The following is a 20,908-nucleotide window of genomic DNA, read 5'->3' on the forward strand; positions in this document are numbered from 1 at the left end:
CGATGCTGGTCCATCTGCTGCGCCGGCTGGGCCAGTCCGCCCTGGTCCTGCTGGCCGTTTCCTTTGTCTCGTTCATGGTGTTCCGCCATATCGGCGATCCCACGATCAGCCTGCTGGGCGAGGACGCGACGGTTGCCGAGCGCGAGGCGCTGACGGAAAGCCTGGGCTTCAACAAGCCCGTGCCCCTGCAGTACCTGGGCTACGTGGGCAAGGTGCTGCAGGGCGACCTGGGCATCTCCTACCGGCTCAAGCGCCCCGTGACCGAGATCATTGCCGAGCGCCTGCCCGCCACGCTGGAGCTGGCGATGACGGCGGCGCTGTTCGCCCTGGTCATCGGCGTGGCGCTGGGCGTGTACACGGCCATACGGCGAGAGGGCTGGCTGAGCCGCTCGATCATGACGGTGTCGCTGGTGGGCGTGTCCCTGCCCACCTTCCTGATCGGCATCGCCCTGATCTACCTGTTTGCCGTGGAGCTGCGCTGGCTGCCGTCCTTCGGGCGCGGCGAGACGGTGAAGCTGGGCGGCTGGGAGACCGGGTTGCTGACGGCTTCTGGCTGGTCGGCGCTGATCCTGCCGGCCATCACGCTGGGCTTCTACAACATGACGCTGATCATGCGCCTGGTGCGCGCCGAGATGCTGGAGGTGCTGCGCGCCGACTACATGCGTTTCGGCCGCGCGCGCGGGCTGCGCGAGCGCGACCTGTACTTCGGCCATGCACTGCGCAACACCCTGATTCCCGTGATCACCATCGCGGGCCTGCAGATCGGCTCGCTGATCGCCTTTGCCATCGTCACCGAGACCGTGTTCCAGTGGCCCGGCGTGGGCCTGCTGTTCATCTCCTCCATCCAGGGCGTGGACGTGCCGCTGATCGCCGCCTACCTGATGTTCATCGCGCTGCTGTACGTGGGCATCAACCTGCTCGTCGATTTCCTGTACGTGATCGTGGACCCCCGCTTGAGAAACCGATGACCGATTCCGCCAAACAAGCAATCCCTCCCACGGGCTGGCGCGCCAGCGACTCGCCGGTCAAGCGCGCCTTTGCACGCTCGCGCCTGGTGCAGGCGGCGGCGCTGGTGCTGGCGCTGATCGTGGCGGCCACGCTGCTGTCGCCCTGGCTGGCCTGGCAGAACCCCTTCGATCCGGCCAATCTGGACCTGATGGATGCCTTCACGCCCCCGGGCCAGGCGGGCACCAGCGGCACGCTGTACGCGCTGGGCTCGGACGACCAGGGCCGCGATGTCTGGAGCGCCATCCTCTACGGGCTGCGCATGTCGGTGCTGGTGGGCGTGTCGGCCGTGGGACTGTCCCTGCTGATCGGCGTGCCGCTGGGCCTGGTCTGCGGCTATGCGGGCGGCTGGTTCGACACGCTGATGATGCGCATCGCCGATGTGCAGCTGACCTTTCCCGTGATCCTGGTGGCGCTGCTGGTCTTCGGCATCGCACGCGGCCTGCTGCCCGAGGGCTACCGCGACGACATGGCGGTCTTCGTGATCATCGTGGCCATCGGCCTGTCCGACTGGGTGCAGTACGCACGCACCGTGCGCGGCGCGGTGATGGTGGAAAAGCACAAGGACTACGTGCTGGCGGCCCAGCTCATAGGCCGCAGCCGCGTGGCCATCCTGGTGCGCCACATCCTGCCCAACCTGCTGGCGCCCATCCTGGTCATCGCCACCATCAGCTTCGCGCATGCCATCGTGGCCGAGTCCACGCTGTCCTACCTGGGCGTGGGCCTGCCGCCCACCCAGCCTTCGCTGGGCACGCTGATCCGCATCGGCCAGGGCTTCCTGTTCTCGGGCGAGTGGTGGATATTGCTGTTTCCCTCGCTGGTGCTGCTGGCGCTGGCGCTGTCCGTCAACCTCGTCGGCGACTGGCTGCGCGACGCACTGAACCCCAAGCTGCAATGAGCACGACACAAGAATCCGGGCAGCCCCCTGCACAGCCTCCGGTGCTGAGCGTTCGCGGCCTGTCCGTCACCTTCGACACCTACAAGGGCCCCGTGCAGGTGCTGGACGATGTGTCCTTCGACATCGCGCCCGGCGAGATCCTGGGCGTGGTCGGCGAGTCGGGCGCGGGCAAGTCCATGACGGGCGCCGCCGTGATCGGCCTGATCGAGCCGCCGGGCCGCATCTCGGCCGGCACGGTGCAGTTGCGCGGCGAGCGCATCGACACGCTGCGCGGCGAGGACCTGCGGCGCATACGCGGCCGGCGCATAGGCTCCATCTTCCAGGACCCGCTGACCAGCCTGAACCCGGTCTATACCGTGGGCCGGCACCTGGTGGAGACCATCCGCACGCACCTGCCCGTCTCCGAGAACGAGGCCGAGGCCCGCGCGCTGGCCCTGCTCGAAGAGGTGGAGATCCCGCAGGCGCGCGAGCGCATGGCCCAGTATCCGCACCAGTTCTCGGGCGGCATGCGCCAGCGCGTGGCCATCGCCCTGGCGCTGTGCGCCGAGCCCGAACTCATCATCGCCGACGAGCCCACCACGGCGCTGGACGTGTCCGTGCAGGCGCAGATCATTGCCCTGCTGCGCCGCGTGTGCAAGGAGCGCGGCGCGGCCGCCATGCTGATCACCCACGACATGGGCGTGATCGCCGAGACGGCCGACCGCGTCATGGTCATGTACCAGGGCCGCGTGCTGGAAACCGGCCCCGTGCGCCAGGTGCTGGACGCGCCGCAGCAGCCCTACACCCAGGTGCTGATGGGCGCTATTCCCAGCGTGCACCACCGCGTGCAGCGCCTGCCCGTGCCCGAGGTGGGCGGCGGCCCGGCCGCGCCCGCCGTGCCCTGGCAGCCCAGGGCCGGAGCGCAGGAGCCCGCGGCTGCCCTGCTGGAGGTCAGGGATCTGTGCAAGGAGTTCGACCTGTCCAGTGGCTGGCTGGCCCGGCTGCTGGCGCGCGAGGACAAAAAGATCCTCAAGGCCGTGGACGGCGTCGGCTTTTCGATCCGCAGGGGCTCCACCTTCGGCCTGGTCGGTGAGTCCGGTTCGGGCAAATCCACGGTGGCGCGCATGGTGGCCGGGCTGACGCCGCCCACCAGCGGCACCGTGCTGTTCGACGGCGTGGACAAGTGGAGCCCGGCCGCCCAGACCGTGGCCATGCGCCGGCGCTTCCAGATGATTTTCCAGGACCCGTATGCCAGCCTGAACCCGCGCTGGACCGTGCAGGAACTGATTGCCGAGCCCCTGCAGGTGCTGGCCCTCACGGCCGGCAAGGACGAGACGGCCGAGCGCGTGCAGGAGGCGCTGCGCCGCGTGCGCATGAAGCCCGACGATGCGCGCAAGTATCCGCACCAGTTCTCGGGCGGGCAGCGCCAGCGCATCGCCATCGCGCGCGCCCTGGCCAGCCGGCCCGAATTCATCATCTGCGACGAGCCCACCTCGGCGCTGGACGTCTCGGTCCAGGCCCAGGTGCTCAACCTCATGCGCGACCTGCAGGAGGAGTTCGGCCTGACCTATCTGCTGATCAGCCACAACCTGGCCGTGATCCGCCACATGTGCGACGACATCGGCGTCATGCAGCGCGGCCGCCTGGTCGAGGCCGGCGAGGCCGGCGCCGTGCTCGATGCGCCGCAGCATGCGTACACGCGCGCGCTGATGGCTGCCGTGCCTGATATGGAGCATGTGCACTGAGGCACTGCTTCACGCGCCATCACCATGCAAAAAAGGCCTGCGGATGCAGGCCTTTGCTTCTGAGACACGATGGCTTACCGGGCGGGTGCTGGCGTGGCCGGTGCCGCCTGCGCCGCAGGTGCCGCCTGGGCCGGCGGCTGCGCCGGCGCGCCACCCTGCTGCACCGGACCGATGGTGGTGCGCACCACGCGCGAGCCCTTGGGCGGGTTGGGGAAGCCGGTCAGGGCGGCGTCGAACAGGATGCCGAAGATGGCCGGGTCATCGGTCCAGACATCCTGGCGCTGGGCCGAGGTCTCGTAGACGATCTGCTGCGTGGTGGCGTTGCGCATCACGATGCTGACGGCGCGGTAGTACTCCAGCGGCGGGCCGTCGAACATGAAGCTGCCGCCAAAGCCCATGCCCCAGCCGCGCCCGTAGCCCACGCCCCAACCCCAGCGCGGGCCGCCCCAGCGGTCGTAGTAGGGCCAGGCGGCGTAGTCGCGCGCATAGCGTGCGTCGGCACCGATCTGCACGATCAGGCTGGCCCGGGAGTCGTCGCGCTGCAGGCCCACGCGGCCCAGGGCCTGCTGGGCCTGGGACTCGATGGCCGCGAAGTGCGTCTGCGCCTCGCGTTGCGAGGGCAGCACCTCCAGGCGGTAGGTGGGCGGCGCGGGCAGGGCGCCCAGCGTGGAATAGCTCTGGACGGTGCTCTGGACTTCGCGCACGCTGGCGCAGCCCGTGAGCAAGGCCGTGGCCACGATGGCCAGGACATGGATGCAGCGCAGCTTCATGGTGTACTCCTTGGTCGAAAAAAGGCCCGTTTGCACGGGCCTTGGTTGGAGTGGGGCGATTGTTATAGGTTCAGCCGTCAGGACGACAGTTGTACCACCTGCAGGCCGGGCAGTGATGCGGAGACGGGCATCTCTTCATGGTCGAAGGCCATGTCGCCGTTGGGGTCGGCAATGCCGGTGGCCTTGGCGTTCTTGAAGTCGTGCAGCTCGGGGTCCATCATGTGCGTGGTCACGATGTGGCCCATGGCGCGGAACATGCTTTCCACGCGGCCCGGGAATTTCTTGTCCCACTCGCGCAGCAGCTCGCCCACGGCCACGCGCTGCAGGCCGTCCTGGCTGCCGCAGAGGTTGCAGGGGATGATGGGGAAGTTCTGGTACTGGGCCCAGCGGACGGTGTCCTTCTCGGGCACGTAGCACAGCGGGCGGATCACCACATGCTTGCCGTCGTCCGAGACCAGCTTCGGGGGCATGCCCTTCATGCGGCCGCCGTAGAACATGTTGAGCATCAGCGTCTGCACGATGTCGTCGCGGTGGTGGCCCAGGGCCACCTTGGTGCAGCCCAGCTCGTCGGCCACCTTGTACAGGATGGCGCGGCGCAGGCGCGAGCACAGACCGCAGGTGGTCTTGCCCTCGGGCACCACGCGCTTGACCACGCTGTAGGTGTCCTGCGTTTCGATGTGGTAGTCCACACCGATGCTCTTGAAGTACTCGGGCAGCACATGGTCAGGAAAACCGGGCTGCTTCTGGTCGAGGTTCACAGCCACCAGCTCGAATTTGACGGGCGCGCGCTTTTGCAGCTTGCGCAGCACGTCCAGCATCGTGTAGCTGTCCTTGCCGCCCGACATGCAGACCATGATCTTGTCGCCTTCCTCGATCATGTTGAAGTCGGTGATGGCGCGGCCCACCTCGCGGCACAGGCGCTTTTCCAGCTTGACCTGTTCGCGCTCGATCTTGATGCGGTTGCCGTTCGCGGTATTGGCTTGGGCATCCGCATCGGCGGCGGCGGTTTCGGGGGCGGCTTCTTCGGCCAGCCAGGGGTTGTCGGTCACTGCATTCATGGGGTTCACCATTGTCCGGTTTCTATGCGAATGGCCACTTCGCAGTCTTCAAAGATTTCCAGCTTGGCGATTTTCACGCGCACGCCCAGCACGCCGGGCAGCTGCATCAGGCGCTGGGCCAGCTTGCCGATCAGGCTCTCCAGCAGGTTGACGTGCTCGGCCGTGCATTCATCGATGATGATCTGGCGCACCTTGCGGTAGTCCAGCACATGCAGGATGTCGTCGTCGCGCGGCGCCAGCGGTTGGGTGCCCAGGCTCAGCTCGGCATCGACCTGGATGGGCTGGGGCATCTGTTTTTCGTGGGCGAGGATGCCCAGGTTGGCGTCGAAGCGCAAACCCGTGAGCGTCAGGATCTGTTGTCCGGTGGCGGAGTGCATGGGGAAAAGCCGTGGAGTGTTTGGGCGGCGCGCGCAGGCGCCTACATCATGGAAAAGTCGCGCTCGAAGCGCTGCAGGTGTTGGCCGCCATCGACCAGCAAGGTGGTGCCGGTGATGGACTGGTTGTCCAGCGCAAAGCACACGGTGGCGGCTACGTCGGCCGCGCTGGACGAGCGGCCCAGCGGGCTGAGGCGGTGCAGCGACTCGAAGCGCTCCTGGCTCAGCATGTGGCTGGTCAGCGTCAGGCCCGGGGCCACGCCGACGACGCGCACGCGCGGGGCCAGCGCCAGCGCCAGCATGGTGCCGGCGGCCTCGAGAGCCGCCTTGGACAGCGTGTAGCTGAGGAAATCGGGGTTCTGGTTCCAGAGCTTCTGGTCCAGCATGTTGATCACGGCGCCGCTGGCATGCTCCTCGCCGGCCGCCACGCGGTCCTCGATATGGGCATGCAGCGCCTGGGCCAGCAGGATGGGCGCGCCGGTGTTGCTGCGCAGGTGGGCTTCCAGGGCCACGTAGCTGAAGCTGCCGGCATCGTCATGCTCGAACAGCGAGGCGTTGTTGACCACGGCATCCAGGTGGCCGAAGTGCGCCACGGCGCGCGGCACCAGCGAGCGCACCGAATCCTCGTTGAAGAAATCGGCATCCAGGGCGGCGCTGTCGCCGGCCAGTTCAGCGCAGGCGGCGGCCGTCTCCAGCGCCTCGTCGTGCGAGTCGCGGTAGTGCACGGCCACTTGCCAGCCGGCGCTGGCAAGCGCGAGCGCGATGTCGCGCCCCAGGCGGCGGGCCGCGCCGGTCACCAAAACGGTGCGTGTTCGGGCAGGTGTGGACATTCGAGGACAATGTACGGATCGTGACGACAGAACCCTCAATTTTAACGGCCGCCCTGCAATCCCGTGTTGCGCAAGAGATTGCGTCCTCTGGAGGCTGGCTGGCTTTCGACCGTTTCATGGCCCTGGCACTGTACGAGCCGGGCCTGGGCTACTACGCCAATGACACCGCCAAGTTCGGGCTGATGCCATCGTCGGGCAGCGATTTCGTGACCGCGCCCGAGATGTCCCCGGTCTTCGGCCAGCTGCTGGCCGCCCAGGTGGCCGAGGCGCTGCAGCGCACGCATACCCGCGAAGTCTGGGAGTTTGGTGCCGGCACGGGCGCGCTGGCGCTGCAGGTGCTGGACGAGCTGGCCGCCCTGGGCGTGCGGCCGGACCGCTACACCATCGTCGATCTGTCGGGCACGCTGCGTGCGCGCCAGCAGCTCAGGCTGGTGAAGTACGAAGGACTGGTGCACTGGGCCGATGCCCTGCCCGAGCGGCTCGAAGGCGTGGTCATCGGCAACGAGGTGCTGGATGCCATGCCCGTGCAACTGCTGGTGCGCAAGGCAGGTGTCTGGCACGAGCGCGGCGTGGTGCTGCAGCCGGACGGCAGCCTGGGCTGGGAAGACCGGCCCACGCAGCTGCGCCCGCCCATGGAGATCGAGGGCGAGCACGACTACCTGACCGAGATCCATCTGCAGGGCGAGGCCTTCATCCGCACGCTGGGCGAGCGCATGGCGCGGGGCGCTGCCTTCTTCATCGACTACGGCTTCGGCGAGTCCGAGTACTTCCACCCGCAGCGTCACATGGGCACCCTGGTCTGCCACCGCCTGCACAAGGTGGACGACGACCCGCTGGCCGAGGTCGGCCTCAAGGACATCACGGCCCACGTGAACTTCACGGGCACGGCCGTGGCCGCGCAGGAGGCGGGCTTCGAGGTGCTGGGCTATACCTCGCAGGCCCACTTCCTCATCAACTGCGGCCTGGGACCCAAGCTCGACGCCCTGGCCCAGGGCCCGCGCGCCATGGCCACCAAGCTGATGATGGAGCACGAGATGGGCGAGCTGTTCAAGGTCATCGGCCTGGCCAAGGGCGTGGAGCCCTGGGATGCCATGGGCTTTGTGCGCGGCGACCGCACGCACCGCCTGTAGCCGCCGGCCAGAGCTCCGCCCCGGCCGCAGCGTCCAGCGCTGAGGCCAGAGCTCCGCCCCGGCCTCAGCGCTGGACGCTGCGGCCGTTGCTCACCTCGTAGGCCGTCTGGTCCTTGAGGTTGATGCGGTAGATCTCGCGCGTGACGTTGCCGGAAAACCCCAGCTCCACGATGGACAGGTTCTCGAACGTGGTCGTGAAGCCGCCGGGCAGGATGCGGTTCAGGCGCGCGGCGGTCTCGCCCATGGCGCGCTCGATCTCGGGCGTGAAGGTAGCTTCGCTGTAGACCAGGGTGTTGTGCGGGTTGTGGCTGCGCACCTCCTTGCCGGCCTGTACCTGGTTGATGCCGCTGACGCCCACGCTTTGCACCATGGCCTTGGCCGAATCGTTCATGCGGGCATAGACGGGCCCCGTCACGCGCGGCAGCGGGCCGTCGCGCAGCGGTGCCATGGCGGCGGTGGCGCGGGTGTTGAAGTCCATCATGGCTTCGTAGGCCGGGCCGGACTTGACGATGCCCAGGTCCAGCCACCACGGCTTGCCGGCGCCCTTGGCGGCCTCGGTGGTGTAGAAATTCTTCAGGTGCACCTCCTGCAGCACGGGCGGCAATGCCGGCAGGGCGGCCAGCATCTTGCGCGGTGTGGACGGGTCGGCGCTGTGGATATGCACCACGGTGACATGGGGCAGGTTGAAGGTGTTGGCCTCGGCCACCAGCTTCAGGCGCAGCAACTGCTCGTGCACCACGGGCGTGACCTGGCTGTCCATGATGGCTGTGGCATCGGCCGGCAGGCGGTAGACCAGGCCATAGGTGGCCTGGTGGGCGCGGAAATCGCTGCGCTGCAGGGCGCTGTTGTCGATGGCGCCCGACGCTGCGGCTGCCGTGGTGGGGGCCGGAGCGCTGGCGCAGGCCGCCAGCAGGGCGGCAGGCAGGATGGCGAGAAGAAGGCGCCTGGATGTGTGTTGCATGGTGGGGTTGTCTTGTTGCGGCATGGAGCCATGGAAGAAGGGGGCGTGTCGCGAATGGTCCCGAAGCCTCCCGCCACGGGACTTTCCCAATGTAGGACGCCCATGTGTCCCGCCCATGACGCGCCGCCGCCGTACACTCGGCGCCATGATCCGCTGGCTCCTTGTCATCTTCCTGGCCCTGCTGCTGTTCAATGGCCTGCACGCCTGGCTGGAGCGCATAGGCCTGGGCCGCCTGCCGGGCGACTTCCGCTTTCGCCTGTTCGGCCGCGTGATTTTTCTGCCCATTGCCAGCACCGTGTTGCTCAGCGTGATTGCCGCCCTGATCGCCAAGCTGGTCTGAGCATGGCTTGAAGCACGGGCGCGCCGCCCGTATATGCAGGCATTGCTCCCATGACTTCCGAACAAGAGGCCGCCCATGTCCGACAAGCTGCATTTCGTCTGCCCCCATTGCCATACCACCAACCGCATTGCGGCCGACCAGCTCGGCAGCGCGCCTGACTGCGGCAGCTGCCACCAGCCGCTGGTCACCGGCCAGCCCGTGGCGCTGGATGCGCAAAGCTTTGCCAGGCATGTGGGGCGCAGCCAGGCGCCGGTGGTGGTCGATTTCTGGGCGCCCTGGTGCGGCCCCTGCCGCATGATGGCGCCGGCCTTCGAGCAGGCGGCGCAGGCGCTGGCGCCCGGCGTGCAACTGGCCAAGCTCGATACCGAAGCCCATCCCCAGGCTGCTGCGCCCTACAACATCCGCAGCATCCCGACCATGGTGGTGTTCAAGGAAGGGCGCGAGATCGCCCGTGTCTCCGGCGCTTTGCCGGCCGGCGAGATCGTGCGCTGGGTGCGTTCGGTCGTCTGATTTCTCTGCGGGTCCCAAGGCCGGGCGCCTTCAGGCCCGCCCTCAGGCCTGCACTTCGCCCGCCTGGTAGAAGCAATAGCCGCTGTTGCGCAGCGTCTTGACGGGTAGTTGCTGGCCGCTGGCCTCCTCCACCTTGCGGCGCAGCCGGCGCATCTGGGTGTCCAGGCGGCGCTGGTCGTAGACCAGGTAGTCGCCGCCCAGGGCCTGCACGATCTTTCGGCGGCTCACCTCGGTGCCTGCCTGGCCCATGAGGCACTGCAGCACCAGCAGGTCCTGCTGGGAGAGCGCGACCGGCGGGGCCGATGGGGGCAGCAGGCGGCTCGGACCCAGCTGCAACAGCCAGCGCGCCTGGCGCTGCTGCAGGCCCAGGCGGCGCACCAGCGCGGCCAGCGTGGCCTCCAGCTCGTCCAGATCACAGCCTTTGCCCAGGTAGTGGTCGGCTCCGTTTTCCAGGCCGTCGATGCGGTTGGCGCTGGTGTTGTGCGCGCTGAACACGATGATGCCCAGTTGCTGGCCCTGCTGGCGCAGGCGCTGGATCAGGGCCAGGCCGCTGCCATCGGGCAGGCCGATGTCGATGATGGCCAGGCGGTGGCGCCGGGCGTCGAAGTGGCGGTCGAACTCCTGCAGGCTGGCAACGCATTGCGGCGCGTAGCCCAGGCCCTCCAGGAATTCACCCAGTTCATGGCGCAGCACGGGCTCGTCTTCGAGCAGGATCACATCAAGCATGGGGGAAGGGGGCTGAGCGGCGAGGCCGGGAGGCTGGTGTACGCTGGCGGCCCTGTGGTGGACCTCCGATGCGATATTACCGTGCAACCCTCCTGCTGCTGGCCTGGCTGCTGTGTCCGCTGCTGACCCAGGCCCAGGCGCTCCTGCTGAACCCCGATGTGCCGATGCTGGAGACCGCCGGTCAGTGGCAGCGGCTCGATGACGCCGCTGGCCTGCTCGACGCCGGGCAGGCCGACGCCGCCCCTGGATGGCAGCCGCTGCCCGGTCACCTGAACGCCAGCTTCACGCAGGTGGCGGTCTGGCTGCGCATGCCGCTGCAGGTGGAGCAGCCCGGCAGCTGGATGCTGCTGCTGGGCAATGCCCTGCTGGACGAGGTGGAGGTCCACGTGCGCAGATCCGGTGGCCCCTGGCAGCTGCTGGGGCGCAGCGGCGAAGAAGTGCCGCGCCACGCCTGGCCGGTGGACTACCGCAGTCCGGCATTCCAGTTCGAGCCCCCTGTCGCTGGGTCTTACGAGTTGCTGGTGCGCCTGCGCGCGCGCAACGCGCTCGTCACCCGCATCGATCTGTGGCAGCGACTGGCGTTCGACAACCACACGCGGCGCGAGGCCCTGTCGTTCGGCCTGTATTTCGGGCTGTACCTGCTGTTGATCGGCGTGCAACTGGTGTTCTGGCTGGGCACGCGGGCCCCCTTGAGCGGCCTGTTCCTGGCCTATCTCAGCGTCTGCGTGCTCAATGAGGTGGTGTCGCTGGGGCTGGTGCAGCAGCTGACGGGGCTGCCCGGGTTCTGGAGCGACCGCCTGCTGGGATGCGGCATTGCCGCCGCCCTTGCGATCTCCATACAACTGGCCTGCAGGCAGCTGGACCTGGCGTCGCTGTATCCGCGGCTGGTGCGCCAGATCGTGCCGCTGCTGTGGCTGTTCAGCCTGTGCTGCATGCTGCTGGTGGTGTCGGGGCACTACGCGGCGGGCATGGTCCCGGTGCAGGCCATGACCCTGCCGCTGACCCTGGGCTTTCTTGCATTCGCCCTTTGGCTATGGCGGCGCGGCCATGCCCCGGCACGGTTCTTCATGCTGGCGTTCGGCATCTTCTATGCCGGCGTGCTGATCTCTTTTCTGCGCAACCTGGGCTGGCTGCCCATGAATGCGCTGACCGCGCTGGTGTCCACGCATGCGTCCGCGCTGGGCACCATGGCGCACATGCTGCTGCTCAGCGGCTGGATCATCGGCGGATACGAGCACAGGCGCCGCGTTCGAGAGCGGGAGCAGGTGCTGCTGGAGGCCGAGCTTGTGCAGCGCCAGTTGCGCGAGAGTGAACTCAGCGAGGCGCTGGTGCTGGAGCGCAGGGTCCGCCAGGAGCAGCGCGACTTTGTCGCCATGGTCTCGCACGAACTGCGCACACCGCTGGCCATCATCCTGACCAGCGCGCAGCAACTGGCGCGCAATCTGGCGGCACCGCCCGACAAGACGCTGGCACGCAGCCGCAACATCCGCGAAGCCGCCCAGCGCCTACTGGCCCTGGTGGACGACTGCCTGGCCGATGACCGCATGGCCGACCCCCAGCCCCATGCCGAGCCACGCCTGCAGCCCTGCAACCTGCATGCGCTGGTGGATGGCTTGTGCCTGGACTTTGCGCCCGGCCGCATCGTCTGCCACCTGGGCGGTGGCACGCAGCAACTGATCACCGATGCCGGCCTTCTGCGCATCGCGCTGCGCAATCTGCTGGCCAATGCAGACCGCCACACGCCCGAAGGCGAATCGGTCCGCCTGGACGTGACCAGGCAGGGTGAGGGTCTGGAGATCCAGGTCTCGAACCCGGCAGAGCCCATTGCCCAGGCGGACCAGGACCAGTTGTTCGAAAGGTATTACCGTGGCCGCAACGCCCAGCACCGGCCCGGCGCCGGGCTGGGGCTGTACCTGGTGCGACGCATCGCCGAGCGACTGGGTGGCAACGTGGCCTTGTTGACGGCAGGAGGCGAGCAGCCCGTGTGCCTGCGACTGGTCCTGCCCGTGGCGCGAGCCTGATTCCCGTGTGTGGCGGCCTTTGCGCTCAGGCCGCCTGCGCCAGCCAATCGGCCACGGCCTGCGCGCGTGCCGCCTGCACGGCCTCGCCTATGGCCTTGCCCTGTTTGCCGCGCGCGGCGGCCTGGGCCGCGATGTCCGAGGTGGAGATGGACAGCGCGGCAGCCAGCGCATCGCGCAGGCGGGCGCGCTGGGGGTAGGGCCGGTCCTCGAAACCCAGGCGCCCCCGCGCGTCGCATTCACAGGCCGCAAGGGCCTGTTCGAAGCGCGCGGGCTTGCGGATGGCGTCGCAGCGCTCCAGCAGGCGCACGATGGCGGCGCCGTTGAGCTCGCCGCTGCGGTGGATGTTGCCGTGCTCGCGCGCCACCACGTCGCCCAGTTCGCGGCAGTCGGTGGGCACGCGCAGCCGCTCGCCCACCTTTTCTGCCAGGCGGGCGCTGCGGTGCTCATGGCCTATGTGGCGCGGCAGCACATCGGCCGGTGTCGTGCCCTTGCCCAGGTCGTGCACCAGGCAGGCGTAGCGCACGGGCAGCGGGGTGTCCAGCTGCGCGGCCATGTCCAGCACCATCATGGCGTGCACGCCGGTATCGACCTCGGGGTGGTACTCGGCGCGCTGGGGCACGCCCCACAGGCGCTCCAGCTCGGGCAGCAGCACGGCCAGCGCACCGCATTCGCGCAGCAGCTCGAACATGCGCGAGGGCTGGCGCTCCATCAGGCCCCGGCTGATCTCCTGCCAGACGCGTTCGGGCACCAGGGCATCCACCTCGCCGGCGGCCACCATCTCTTGCATCAGGGCCATGGTTTCCGGTGCCACCGTGAATTCGTGGAACCGTGCCGCAAAGCGCGCCACGCGCAGGATGCGCACGGGGTCTTCGCGAAAGGCATCGGTCACATGGCGCAGCACCCGGGCCTGCAGGTCGGCTTGGCCGCCGTAGGGATCGTCGATGGTGCCTTTGCCATCCCAGTCCGGGGGGCGGCCATGGCGTTGATGGTCAGGTCGCGCCGGGCCAGGTCCTGCTCCAGCGTGACGTCGGGCGCCGCCTGGACGACGAAGCCGCGGTAGCCCGGCCCGCTCTTGCGCTCGGTGCGCGCCAGGGCGTACTCCTCGTGGGTTTCGGGGTGCAGGAAGACGGGGAAGTCCCGCCCCACGGGCATGAAGCCGCGCTCGGCCATCTGCTCGGGCGTGGCGCCGACCACGACCCAGTCGCGGTCATGCACGGCCCGCCCCAGAAGGCGGTCGCGCACCGCGCCGCCCACCATGTACACCTGAAATTCGCTCATCCCGCAATGGTACGGCCTGCGCGGTGACATGATGGCGGGCTGCACCGGGCGCCCAGGGGCGCCGCATGCCCATTTTCCATTTGGAGACAAAACCATGGCTTGGTCCTTTCGACCGCGTGTTCCCGCCCTGATCCTGGGCCTGGCGGCTGCCGGCCTGCTGTCCGCAGCCGGCGCCGCACCGCTGGCCGACACCACCCGGCAGGCGGCCCGTGCCAGCCTGCATGAATGGGTAGAGGTGCTGGCCCTGCCCAACGACGCCAATGTGCCGGCCGACATCCAGAAGAACGTGGCCTGGTTTGCCAAGGCCTTCGAGCGGCGGGGCTTCGAGGTAAGGCAACTGGCCAATGGCGACAAGCCCATGCTCATGGCCACGCTGCCGTCGGCTGGGCCCGGGCGCAAGACCGTGCTGTTCTACGCCCACCTTGACGGCCAGGCCGTCAAGCCCGAGGAGTGGCAGCAGGCCAGCCCCTGGCAGGCCACGCTCAAGCAGCGCCAGCCGGACGGCCGCTGGGCCGCGCTGCCGCTGGAACAGCTGTACGGCGAGCAGCCCGATCCGCAGTGGCGCGTGTTTGCGCGCTCGTCGTCGGACGACAAGGCGCCCATCGTCATGCTGCTGGCGGCGCTGGATGCGCTCAAGGCCCAGGGCAAGCAGCCGGGCGTGGACATCAAGGTGCTGCTGGATTCCGAAGAGGAAAAGGGCTCTCCCACGCTGGGCCGCGTGATCGGCGAGAACCTGGCTGCGCTGAAGTCCGATGCCATGGTGGTGCTCGACGGTCCCATGCACGCCAGCAACCGGCCCACCCTGGTGTTCGGCAACCGGGGGATTGCCCAGGCCACGCTCACTGTCTATGGCGCCAGCCAGGAACTGCACAGCGGCCACTACGGCAACTACGCGGCCAATCCGGCCCAGACCCTGGCGCGCCTGCTGGCCAGCATGAAGGGCGATGACGGCAAGGTGCTGATCCAGGGCTACTACGACGGCATCGAGTTCGATGCGCAGGCACGCGAGGTGATGCAGGCCGTGCCCGACGACGAGGCGGCCCTGCGCAAGCGCCTGGGCATTGCGAAGGCCGAGACCGTGGGTCGCAACTACCAGGAGTCCATGCAATACCCCTCGCTGAACGTGCGCGGCCTGCAAAGCGCCGAAGTGGGCAGCAAGGCGCGTACCGTCGTGCCCTCCGTGGCCGTGGCCGAGATCGACATGCGCACCGTGCCCGAGACGCCTCCCGAGCGGCTGGAGAAGCTGTTGCGCACCCATATCGAGGCCCAGGGCTTCCATCTGGTCGATGGCCCGCCCACGGCCGAGCAGCGTGCCAGCCACCCCAGGCTCGCCACCCTCAAGCTGGGCGGTGTATCAGCCTCCGGCTCTGCCGTTCGCACACCGCTGGACGCCCCTGTCGGCCAGTGGCTGCGCAAGGGAATGAACAAGGCCTGGGACAGCGACCCGGTGCAGATCCGCATGATGGGCGGCACCGTGCCCACGGGCGCGGCCGTGCAGGCGCTGAAGATTCCCTTCGTCATCGTGCCCCTGGTCAATGCCGACAACAACCAGCACAGCTTTGACGAGAACATGCGCCTGGGCAACTACTTCGATGGCGTGCACAGCCTGGTGCATCTGCTGGCCGAGCCGTTCTGACAGGCGGCAGACTGGCCAGCAGACAGGAGGCACTCAGCCCGCTGCAGCCGTGCGGTACGGCTCCTCGAACGGCCGGAAATCATGCTCGGCCAGTGCGCCCTGCACCCAGTCCTGCACGCCCGGCAGGGCGCGCACGCGGCGCACATAGGCGTCAATGGCCGGTGCCACGGGCAGCTCATAGGTCGCCAGGCGCATGCACACGGGGGCGAAGAAGGCATCGACGATGCTGAACTGGTCGTACAGCATGGGGCCGCTGGCCGTGGACAGCAGCGGTTGCCACAGCTCTGACAGATGCTGCACATCGTCGCGCAGTGCGACGTTCTCTGCCCATAGCCGCGCGCCGACCTCAGGCAGCTGGGCCTCGATGTTCATCGGGCACAGCGAGCGCAGGGCGCCGAAGCCGCTGTGCATCTCGGCGCAGAGGCTGCGCGCGCGGGCGCGGTTCAGCGCCAGCGTGGGCCACAGGTGCTTTTCGGGGAATTTCTCGGCCAGGTACTCGCAGATGGCCAGGCTGTCCCAGATGGCCATGCCTTCATCCATGAGCACAGGCACGCGGCCCGAGGGCGATAGCGCGCGGGCGCGCTGCTTGAAGGCGGACTGCTCGTCGAAGCTGTCAAAGCGCAGCATGACCTCTTCGAAAGCGATGCCGGCCTGGCGCATCAGCACCCAGGGGCGCATGGACCAGGACGAATAATTCTTGTTGCCGATATAGAGCGTGAGCATGGCCGCAACCTCCGCGATAGGCCCTACAGCTTAGCAAGCATGGCAGGAAAACCCATGTAGGAGCCGGGCGCTGCCTGGGCGCGCTCTAATGCGTGCCATGCAAAACGATAGCTCTTCTCCCCAGGCGCCAGCGGCGCGCCACACGGCTGCGCTGGTCCTGTTTTCCGGCGGCCAGGATTCGACCACCTGCCTGGCGCAGGCACTGTCGCTGTACGAGCGCGTCGAGACCCTGGGTTTTGACTACGGCCAGCGCCACAGCGTGGAAATGCAGGTGCGCCAGCAGGTGCGCGAGCGGCTGGCCAGGGACTTTCCCCAATGGGCACCCCGCCTGGGCGATGACCATGTCCTCTCGCTGGACGTGCTGCAACAGATCGGCGGCTCCTCCCTGACCGAGGACGTAGCCTTCGCCATGCAGGCCGACGGCCTGCCCAACACCTTCGTGCCCGGCCGCAACCTGCTGTTCCTGACCCTGGCGGGCGCGCTGGCCTACCGGCGCGGTCTGTCGGTGATCGTCACCGGCGTCTGCGAGACCGACTACTCCGGCTACCCCGACTGCCGAGACGACACCATGAAGGCCATGCAGCTCGCCCTGAACCTGGGCCTGGAGCGGCGCCTGCGCATCGAAACGCCCCTGATGTGGATAGACAAGGCCCAAACCTGGCAAATGGCCCACGACCTGGGTGGCGACACCCTGGTGGACCTCATCCAGCGCGACACCCACACCTGCTACCAGGGCACGCGCGAGACGCTGCACGACTGGGGCTACGGCTGCGGCACCTGCCCCGCCTGCGACCTGCGAGCCCGCGGCTGGCATCAATGGCAGGCGCAGCGCGAGACAGCAAACTAAAGAAGCACAGCGCTAAAAACCGGCGCGGCCAAAAGCGAGGGACACCGAGCAAGGGCCGCCCCGCAGTGAGGGTGTCGTCCCCCTCCCCCGCGAAGCGGGCAGAGAGGGGGAAGGCGCGCAGCGCCTCAGGGGGTGCCTGTTCTACACCGGCCAGACGACTCCGTGGTCGTTCAAGATGGCGTCCAGGGGCAGGTCGTGCGGCTCGGGCTCGAACTCGTCCACATAGCCGCAGCCGTAGCCCAGGCCCACGGTGAAGGGCTTGGGCTGCAGTTCAGCCAGGGTGCGGTCGTAGAACCCCCCGCCATAGCCCAGGCGGTAGCCGCCGGCCGCGTAGCCCACGCAGGGCACGAACAGCAGGGTGGGGGTCAGGGTTTCGGTGTCCTTGGGCTTGGGAATGCCGTAGGCATCCTCTTCCATGGGACAGCCCGGGTACCAGGCGTGAAAGCTGAGTGTCTTACGCTGCTTGTCAATCACCGGCAGTCCGATTCGGCGCCTTTGTGGGGTACCCTGTAGCTCGCCATCTTCCTTCCAGCGGTGAAGCGCGGGCAGCGGATCGAACTCTCCCTTGATCGGCCAATAGGCGCCGATCACGGTGTCGGGCCGCTGTATCAGCCAAAAGCGCATGACCTGTTGCAGCGCGTCGGCGCGCTGCAGTCGGTCAGGAAGATTGAGGCGCTGGTCTATCAAGCTGCGGCGCAGGGCTGCTTTGTCCATCAGATAATTTCCTCCATGCACTGGCTGAAGATTTTGACACCGCTTTTGGCGGCTTCCCTCTGGACCACCGCAGCCACGCCTGCGCTGGCGCAAAACCGTGGCGACGATGTCTTGCTGGAAATGCAGCAGGCCTTCCGCAAAGGCGACAAGGCCAAGCTCACGCAGCTGCTGCCTTCTGCGCGTGGCCATGTGCTCGAACCTTGGGCCGCGTACTGGGAACTCAAGGCCCGGCTGGATGAAGCCAGTGCCGATGAGATTCTGGGGTTTTTCAAGCGCTGGCCCGGCACCTACCAGGAAGACCGGCTGCGCAATGACTGGCTGCTGCTGCTGGGGCAGCGCCGCGACTGGGGCATGTTCGACCAGGTGCATGGTGCATTTCGCATGCGCGATGACCGCTCCGTCAGCTGCTACGCCCTGCTGATCGACAGCATCAAGGGCCAGCCTGCTGCCAACCTGGGCCAGCAGGTGCGCGACCTGTGGTGGGCCCAGCGCGACGCCGACGACGGCTGCACCTACGCCGCCGGCGAGCTGTACGCGGCCAAGCAGATCAGCGAGCCCGAAGTCTGGCGCAAGGCGCGCCAGGCGGCCGAGGCCAATCGTCAGAAGGCCACGCGCGATGCGGTGGCCATCGTCGCTCCCGAGGCCTTGCCCCAGGTGGCACAGGTCTTTGCCTCGCCCGCCAAGTACCTGGCCGGGCAGACGCGCGTGCGTGGTGCTGTGCCCAAGGAACTGGCGCTGCTGGCGTTGGTCCGCATGGCCTCCAGCGACCCGGCGGCGGCGGCCACCCAGCTGGAAGGCGGCTGGGGTGCCCGGCTGACGGCCGAGGAGAACAACTGGGCCTGGGGCGTGATCGGCAAGCAGGCCGCGCTCAAGCTGCAGCCCGAGGCGGCGACCTATTTCGGCAAGGTGCGCAAGGACGGCGACCTCAGCGATGAACTGCTGGGCTGGAAGGTGCGCGCCGCGCTGCGCGCCGGCGACTGGCGCACGGTGCGTCGCGCCATCGATGCCATGGGGCCCGAGCGCACTGAACACACATGGACCTACTGGAAGGCGCGCGCCCTGCTGTCCGGCCGACCGAGCGAGCAGGAACGCTCCGAGGCGCGCCAGTTGCTGGAGGACATGGCCGGCCCCGGCAGCTTCTACGAGCAATTGGCGCTGGAGGACATCGGCCAGCGCGTGACGGCGCCCCCCCAGCCGGCGCCGCCCACGGCGCCCGAAAAGGCCGCCGCCCGCGCCAACCCCAGCCTGGTGCGCGGCCTCTACGCCATCCAGAACGGCCTGCGCAGCGAAGGCGTGCGCGAATGGAACTACGCCACCAACCTGCACCAGGCCGGCGGCATGAGCGACCGCGAACTGCTGGCCGCCGCCGACCTGGCCTGCCAGCAGCAGGTCTGGGACCGCTGCATCAACACCAGCGAGCGCACCCGCAGCTTTGCCGACTGGAGCCAGCGCTTTCCCATGCCCTTCCACGACACGGTGCTGGCGCGCTCGCGCTCCATCGGCCTGGACCCGGCCTACGTCTATGGCCTGATCCGCCAGGAAAGCCGCTTCATCATGGATGCCCGCTCGGGCGTGGGCGCCTCGGGCCTGATGCAGGTCATGCCGGCCACGGCCCGCTGGACGGCGCGCAAGATCGGCATGACGGACTTTTCTCCGTCCATGATCAATGACCGCGAGGTGAACATCACCATCGGCACCGCCTATCTGAAGCTGGCGCTGGACGATTTCGACGGTTCCATGGCGCTGGCTGCGGCCGGCTACAACGCCGGTCCCGGCCGCCCGCGCAACTGGCGCAACGGCCCGGTGCTCGACGCCGCCATCTGGGCCGAGAACGTGCCCTTCACCGAGACGCGCGACTACGTGAAGAAGGTGCTGTCCAACACCACCAACTACGCGGCGCTCATCACGGGCCAGCCCCAGTCGCTCAAGAGCCGCCTGGGCACCATTGGCCCCCGCGATGCAGCCACGCCCGACCCCAGCAAGGACCTGCCCTGAGCCGCACTTGACATTCCTGCGGGGTGCAACGTCATCTAGCGTTGCTACACTTGGTTACCGACAGGCGGGCCGCATGCCGCGGCCCGGATACCGCAGGGGTTTCAACAATGACAACAACATGGAGCCGCGCGGCCTGGGCCGCGCTGGGTCTTGCATGGGCGTGCACGGCGGCAGCGCAGCCGGTCTACAAATGGGTGGACGCGGAAGGGCGCACGCATTACGGATCGCAGCTGCCCACCGACCAGGCCGATGCCGGCCAGATCAAGGTATCGCCCAATGGCAGCTCGGGCGCAGGCTCGGGCCGGTTTGGCGAGGAGCGCAACCCCGACGGCACGAAGAAGCTGCCCAAGCAGGTGCGCGAGATGGCGGACGGCGTGGCCAAGGGCCTGAGCAAGGTCGATTCCAAGGAGGTGCCGCTGAACTGCGCCGCCGCCGTGGACAACATCCGCAGCCAGGTGGACACCATGGTCGAGAACGGGCAGAAGAACGTCAAGGGCGGCTACATCACCCAGGCGCAGTTCGATGCAACCGCCGGCAAGTTTCGCGAGGCGCGCACCCATGCCACGGTGGCCGACTGCCAGGCCGCCACGGGCCGCTCCAAGGCCATGTACCAGTGCATGTCCAACAGCTACAACCACCTGATCGGCTGTGCCGAAAAGCACAAGCCCTGAAGCGATCCGATTCCTCAGGTCTCCGCCCACATGCGCAGCAGGTTGTGATATTGGCCCGCGAGGCTGAGGGTTTCGTCGGTCTCGCCCAGTTTCTCGCGCAGGCGCTGGATGGTCTGGTCCATCTCGAACAGCATGGCCCGGCGTGTGTCGTCGCGCACCATGCTCTGCGCCCAGAAGAAGGAGCACACGCGCTCACCCCGGGTGACCGGTTCCACGCGGTGCAGGCTGGTGGAGGGGTAGAGGATGAGATCGCCGGCCGGCAGCTTGACCTCGTGCGTGCCGTAGGTGTCCACCACGACCAGCTCGCCGCCGTCGTAGTCCTCGGGATCGCAGAGGAAGAGGGTGCAGGACACATCGGTGCGCATCCACTGCTGCGCGCCTGACAGGCGCCGCGCCGCACCGTCCACGTGCAGGCCATAGGTTTCACTGTCCGCATAGCGGTTGAACAGCGGCGACATGGTGCGTGCGGGCAGGGCGGCACTGAAGTACAGCGCATTGGCCGCCAGCGCCTGCTCGATGATGCGGCCCTGCTCCAGTGCCACGGGCGAGTCTTCGGGCAACTGGCGGTTGCGCTTGACCCGGGCGCCCTGGCTGCCTGCCGTGGCACGGCCATCCACCCAGTCGGCGGCGTCGATGGCTGTGCGGATGGCAGTGACCTGCTGGCGCGTGAGCACGTCGGGAATGTGCAGCATCATGG

At 68.1% G+C, this 20,908-nt stretch carries 20 protein-coding genes and 1 pseudogene; 11 read left to right on the forward strand and 10 right to left on the reverse strand.

The window, feature by feature from the left end:
* Positions 1-2 precede the first annotated feature (2 nt).
* Genes BO996_RS06390 through BO996_RS06400 form a run of 3 tightly spaced genes read left to right on the forward strand, consistent with a single transcriptional unit; the run spans position 3 to position 3,627 of the window.
* A complete protein-coding gene (locus BO996_RS06390) occupies positions 3-968 on the forward strand; it encodes an ABC transporter permease (RefSeq protein ID WP_012203171.1) in 966 nt (321 codons plus the stop codon).
* Positions 965-1,903 carry an ABC transporter permease gene (locus BO996_RS06395; protein ID WP_012203172.1) on the forward strand — a complete coding sequence of 313 codons (939 nt, stop codon included), beginning with the start codon at positions 965-967 and terminating at the stop codon, positions 1,901-1,903. The genes BO996_RS06390 and BO996_RS06395 overlap by 4 nt, the downstream gene beginning before the upstream one ends.
* Positions 1,900-3,627 carry a dipeptide ABC transporter ATP-binding protein gene (locus tag BO996_RS06400; RefSeq protein ID WP_071954308.1) on the forward strand — a complete coding sequence of 576 codons (1,728 nt, stop codon included), beginning with the start codon at positions 1,900-1,902 and terminating at the stop codon, positions 3,625-3,627. The genes BO996_RS06395 and BO996_RS06400 overlap by 4 nt, the downstream gene beginning before the upstream one ends.
* 74 nt (positions 3,628-3,701) lie before the next feature.
* Here the strand turns inward: BO996_RS06400 and BO996_RS06405 are convergent, their stop codons facing one another.
* The 4 genes from BO996_RS06405 to BO996_RS06420 form a co-directional block, all read right to left on the reverse strand.
* A complete protein-coding gene (locus BO996_RS06405) occupies positions 3,702-4,397 on the reverse strand; it encodes a DUF4136 domain-containing protein (protein ID WP_013804283.1) in 696 nt (231 codons plus the stop codon).
* Between the two features lie 77 nt (positions 4,398-4,474).
* Positions 4,475-5,467, reverse strand: a complete 993-nt coding sequence (ttcA, locus tag BO996_RS06410; RefSeq protein ID WP_043825704.1) for a tRNA 2-thiocytidine(32) synthetase TtcA — start codon at positions 5,465-5,467, stop codon at positions 4,475-4,477.
* Entirely contained in the window at positions 5,461-5,832 is a 372-nt protein-coding gene (locus BO996_RS06415; protein ID WP_013804281.1) for a dihydroneopterin aldolase, read from the reverse strand. The genes ttcA and BO996_RS06415 overlap by 7 nt, the downstream gene beginning before the upstream one ends.
* A gap of 41 nt (positions 5,833-5,873) precedes the next feature.
* Positions 5,874-6,659, reverse strand: a complete 786-nt coding sequence (locus BO996_RS06420; protein WP_012203180.1) for an SDR family oxidoreductase — start codon at positions 6,657-6,659, stop codon at positions 5,874-5,876.
* A gap of 116 nt (positions 6,660-6,775) precedes the next feature.
* Here BO996_RS06420 and BO996_RS06425 point away from each other — a divergent pair, with 116 nt between their 5' ends.
* Entirely contained in the window at positions 6,776-7,789 is a 1,014-nt protein-coding gene (locus tag BO996_RS06425; protein WP_012203181.1) for a class I SAM-dependent methyltransferase, read from the forward strand.
* Between the two features lie 64 nt (positions 7,790-7,853).
* Here the strand turns inward: BO996_RS06425 and BO996_RS06430 are convergent, their stop codons facing one another.
* Complete coding sequence (locus BO996_RS06430; protein WP_071957040.1) at positions 7,854-8,750, reverse strand: hypothetical protein; 897 nt, start codon at positions 8,748-8,750, stop codon at positions 7,854-7,856.
* 145 nt (positions 8,751-8,895) lie between these two features.
* Here BO996_RS06430 and BO996_RS06435 point away from each other — a divergent pair, with 145 nt between their 5' ends.
* Together BO996_RS06435 and trxC are read left to right on the forward strand one after the other, a co-directional pair.
* The gene (locus tag BO996_RS06435; protein ID WP_012203183.1) at positions 8,896-9,090 is read left to right on the forward strand and encodes a DUF2905 domain-containing protein; all 195 of its coding nucleotides are present in this window, start codon (positions 8,896-8,898) and stop codon (positions 9,088-9,090) included.
* A gap of 75 nt (positions 9,091-9,165) precedes the next feature.
* Positions 9,166-9,600, forward strand: a complete 435-nt coding sequence (trxC, locus tag BO996_RS06440; RefSeq protein ID WP_065345346.1) for a thioredoxin TrxC — start codon at positions 9,166-9,168, stop codon at positions 9,598-9,600.
* A 42-nt stretch (positions 9,601-9,642) separates the two neighbouring features.
* Here the strand turns inward: trxC and BO996_RS06445 are convergent, their stop codons facing one another.
* Positions 9,643-10,326, reverse strand: a complete 684-nt coding sequence (locus tag BO996_RS06445; protein ID WP_013804275.1) for a response regulator transcription factor — start codon at positions 10,324-10,326, stop codon at positions 9,643-9,645.
* 68 nt (positions 10,327-10,394) lie between these two features.
* On the opposite strand from BO996_RS06445, the gene BO996_RS06450 reads away from it, so the two are divergent.
* Positions 10,395-12,347 carry a sensor histidine kinase gene (locus BO996_RS06450; protein ID WP_071954309.1) on the forward strand — a complete coding sequence of 651 codons (1,953 nt, stop codon included), beginning with the start codon at positions 10,395-10,397 and terminating at the stop codon, positions 12,345-12,347.
* Between the two features lie 25 nt (positions 12,348-12,372).
* On the opposite strand, the pseudogene BO996_RS06455 reads toward BO996_RS06450, so the two are convergent.
* A pseudogene (locus BO996_RS06455) lies at positions 12,373-13,625 on the reverse strand (multifunctional CCA addition/repair protein).
* Positions 13,626-13,719: 94 nt separating this feature from the next.
* Between BO996_RS06455 and BO996_RS06460 the strand changes: the two are divergent.
* Positions 13,720-15,261: a M20/M25/M40 family metallo-hydrolase gene (locus BO996_RS06460; protein ID WP_071954310.1), complete on the forward strand. Its 1,542-nt coding sequence runs from the start codon at positions 13,720-13,722 to the stop codon at positions 15,259-15,261.
* Between the two features lie 33 nt (positions 15,262-15,294).
* On the opposite strand, the gene BO996_RS06465 is transcribed toward BO996_RS06460, so the two are convergent.
* Entirely contained in the window at positions 15,295-15,984 is a 690-nt protein-coding gene (locus BO996_RS06465; RefSeq protein ID WP_013804272.1) for a glutathione S-transferase family protein, read from the reverse strand.
* Between the two features lie 97 nt (positions 15,985-16,081).
* Between BO996_RS06465 and queC the strand changes: the two genes are divergently transcribed.
* Positions 16,082-16,831 (forward strand): 7-cyano-7-deazaguanine synthase QueC, encoded by a 750-nt coding sequence (gene queC / locus BO996_RS06470; protein WP_170962089.1) that lies wholly within the window; start codon positions 16,082-16,084, stop codon positions 16,829-16,831.
* 141 nt (positions 16,832-16,972) lie between these two features.
* On the opposite strand, the gene BO996_RS06475 is transcribed toward queC, so the two are convergent.
* Entirely contained in the window at positions 16,973-17,545 is a 573-nt protein-coding gene (locus BO996_RS06475; RefSeq protein WP_012203191.1) for a 5-formyltetrahydrofolate cyclo-ligase, read from the reverse strand.
* A 15-nt stretch (positions 17,546-17,560) separates the two neighbouring features.
* On the opposite strand from BO996_RS06475, the gene BO996_RS06480 reads away from it, so the two are divergent.
* Complete coding sequence (locus tag BO996_RS06480) at positions 17,561-19,540, forward strand: lytic transglycosylase domain-containing protein (RefSeq protein ID WP_043825689.1); 1,980 nt, start codon at positions 17,561-17,563, stop codon at positions 19,538-19,540.
* 107 nt (positions 19,541-19,647) lie between these two features.
* Complete coding sequence (locus tag BO996_RS06485) at positions 19,648-20,211, forward strand: DUF4124 domain-containing protein (protein ID WP_065345354.1); 564 nt, start codon at positions 19,648-19,650, stop codon at positions 20,209-20,211.
* A 14-nt stretch (positions 20,212-20,225) separates the two neighbouring features.
* Here BO996_RS06485 and BO996_RS06490 read toward each other — a convergent pair whose 3' ends face one another.
* Positions 20,226-20,906 (reverse strand): Fe2+-dependent dioxygenase, encoded by a 681-nt coding sequence (locus tag BO996_RS06490; RefSeq protein ID WP_071954311.1) that lies wholly within the window; start codon positions 20,904-20,906, stop codon positions 20,226-20,228.
* Positions 20,907-20,908 lie beyond the last annotated feature (2 nt).

The sequence above is a fragment of the Delftia sp. HK171 genome (genome assembly GCF_001886655.1).
GTDB lineage: Bacteria > Pseudomonadota > Gammaproteobacteria > Burkholderiales > Burkholderiaceae_C > Comamonas > Comamonas acidovorans.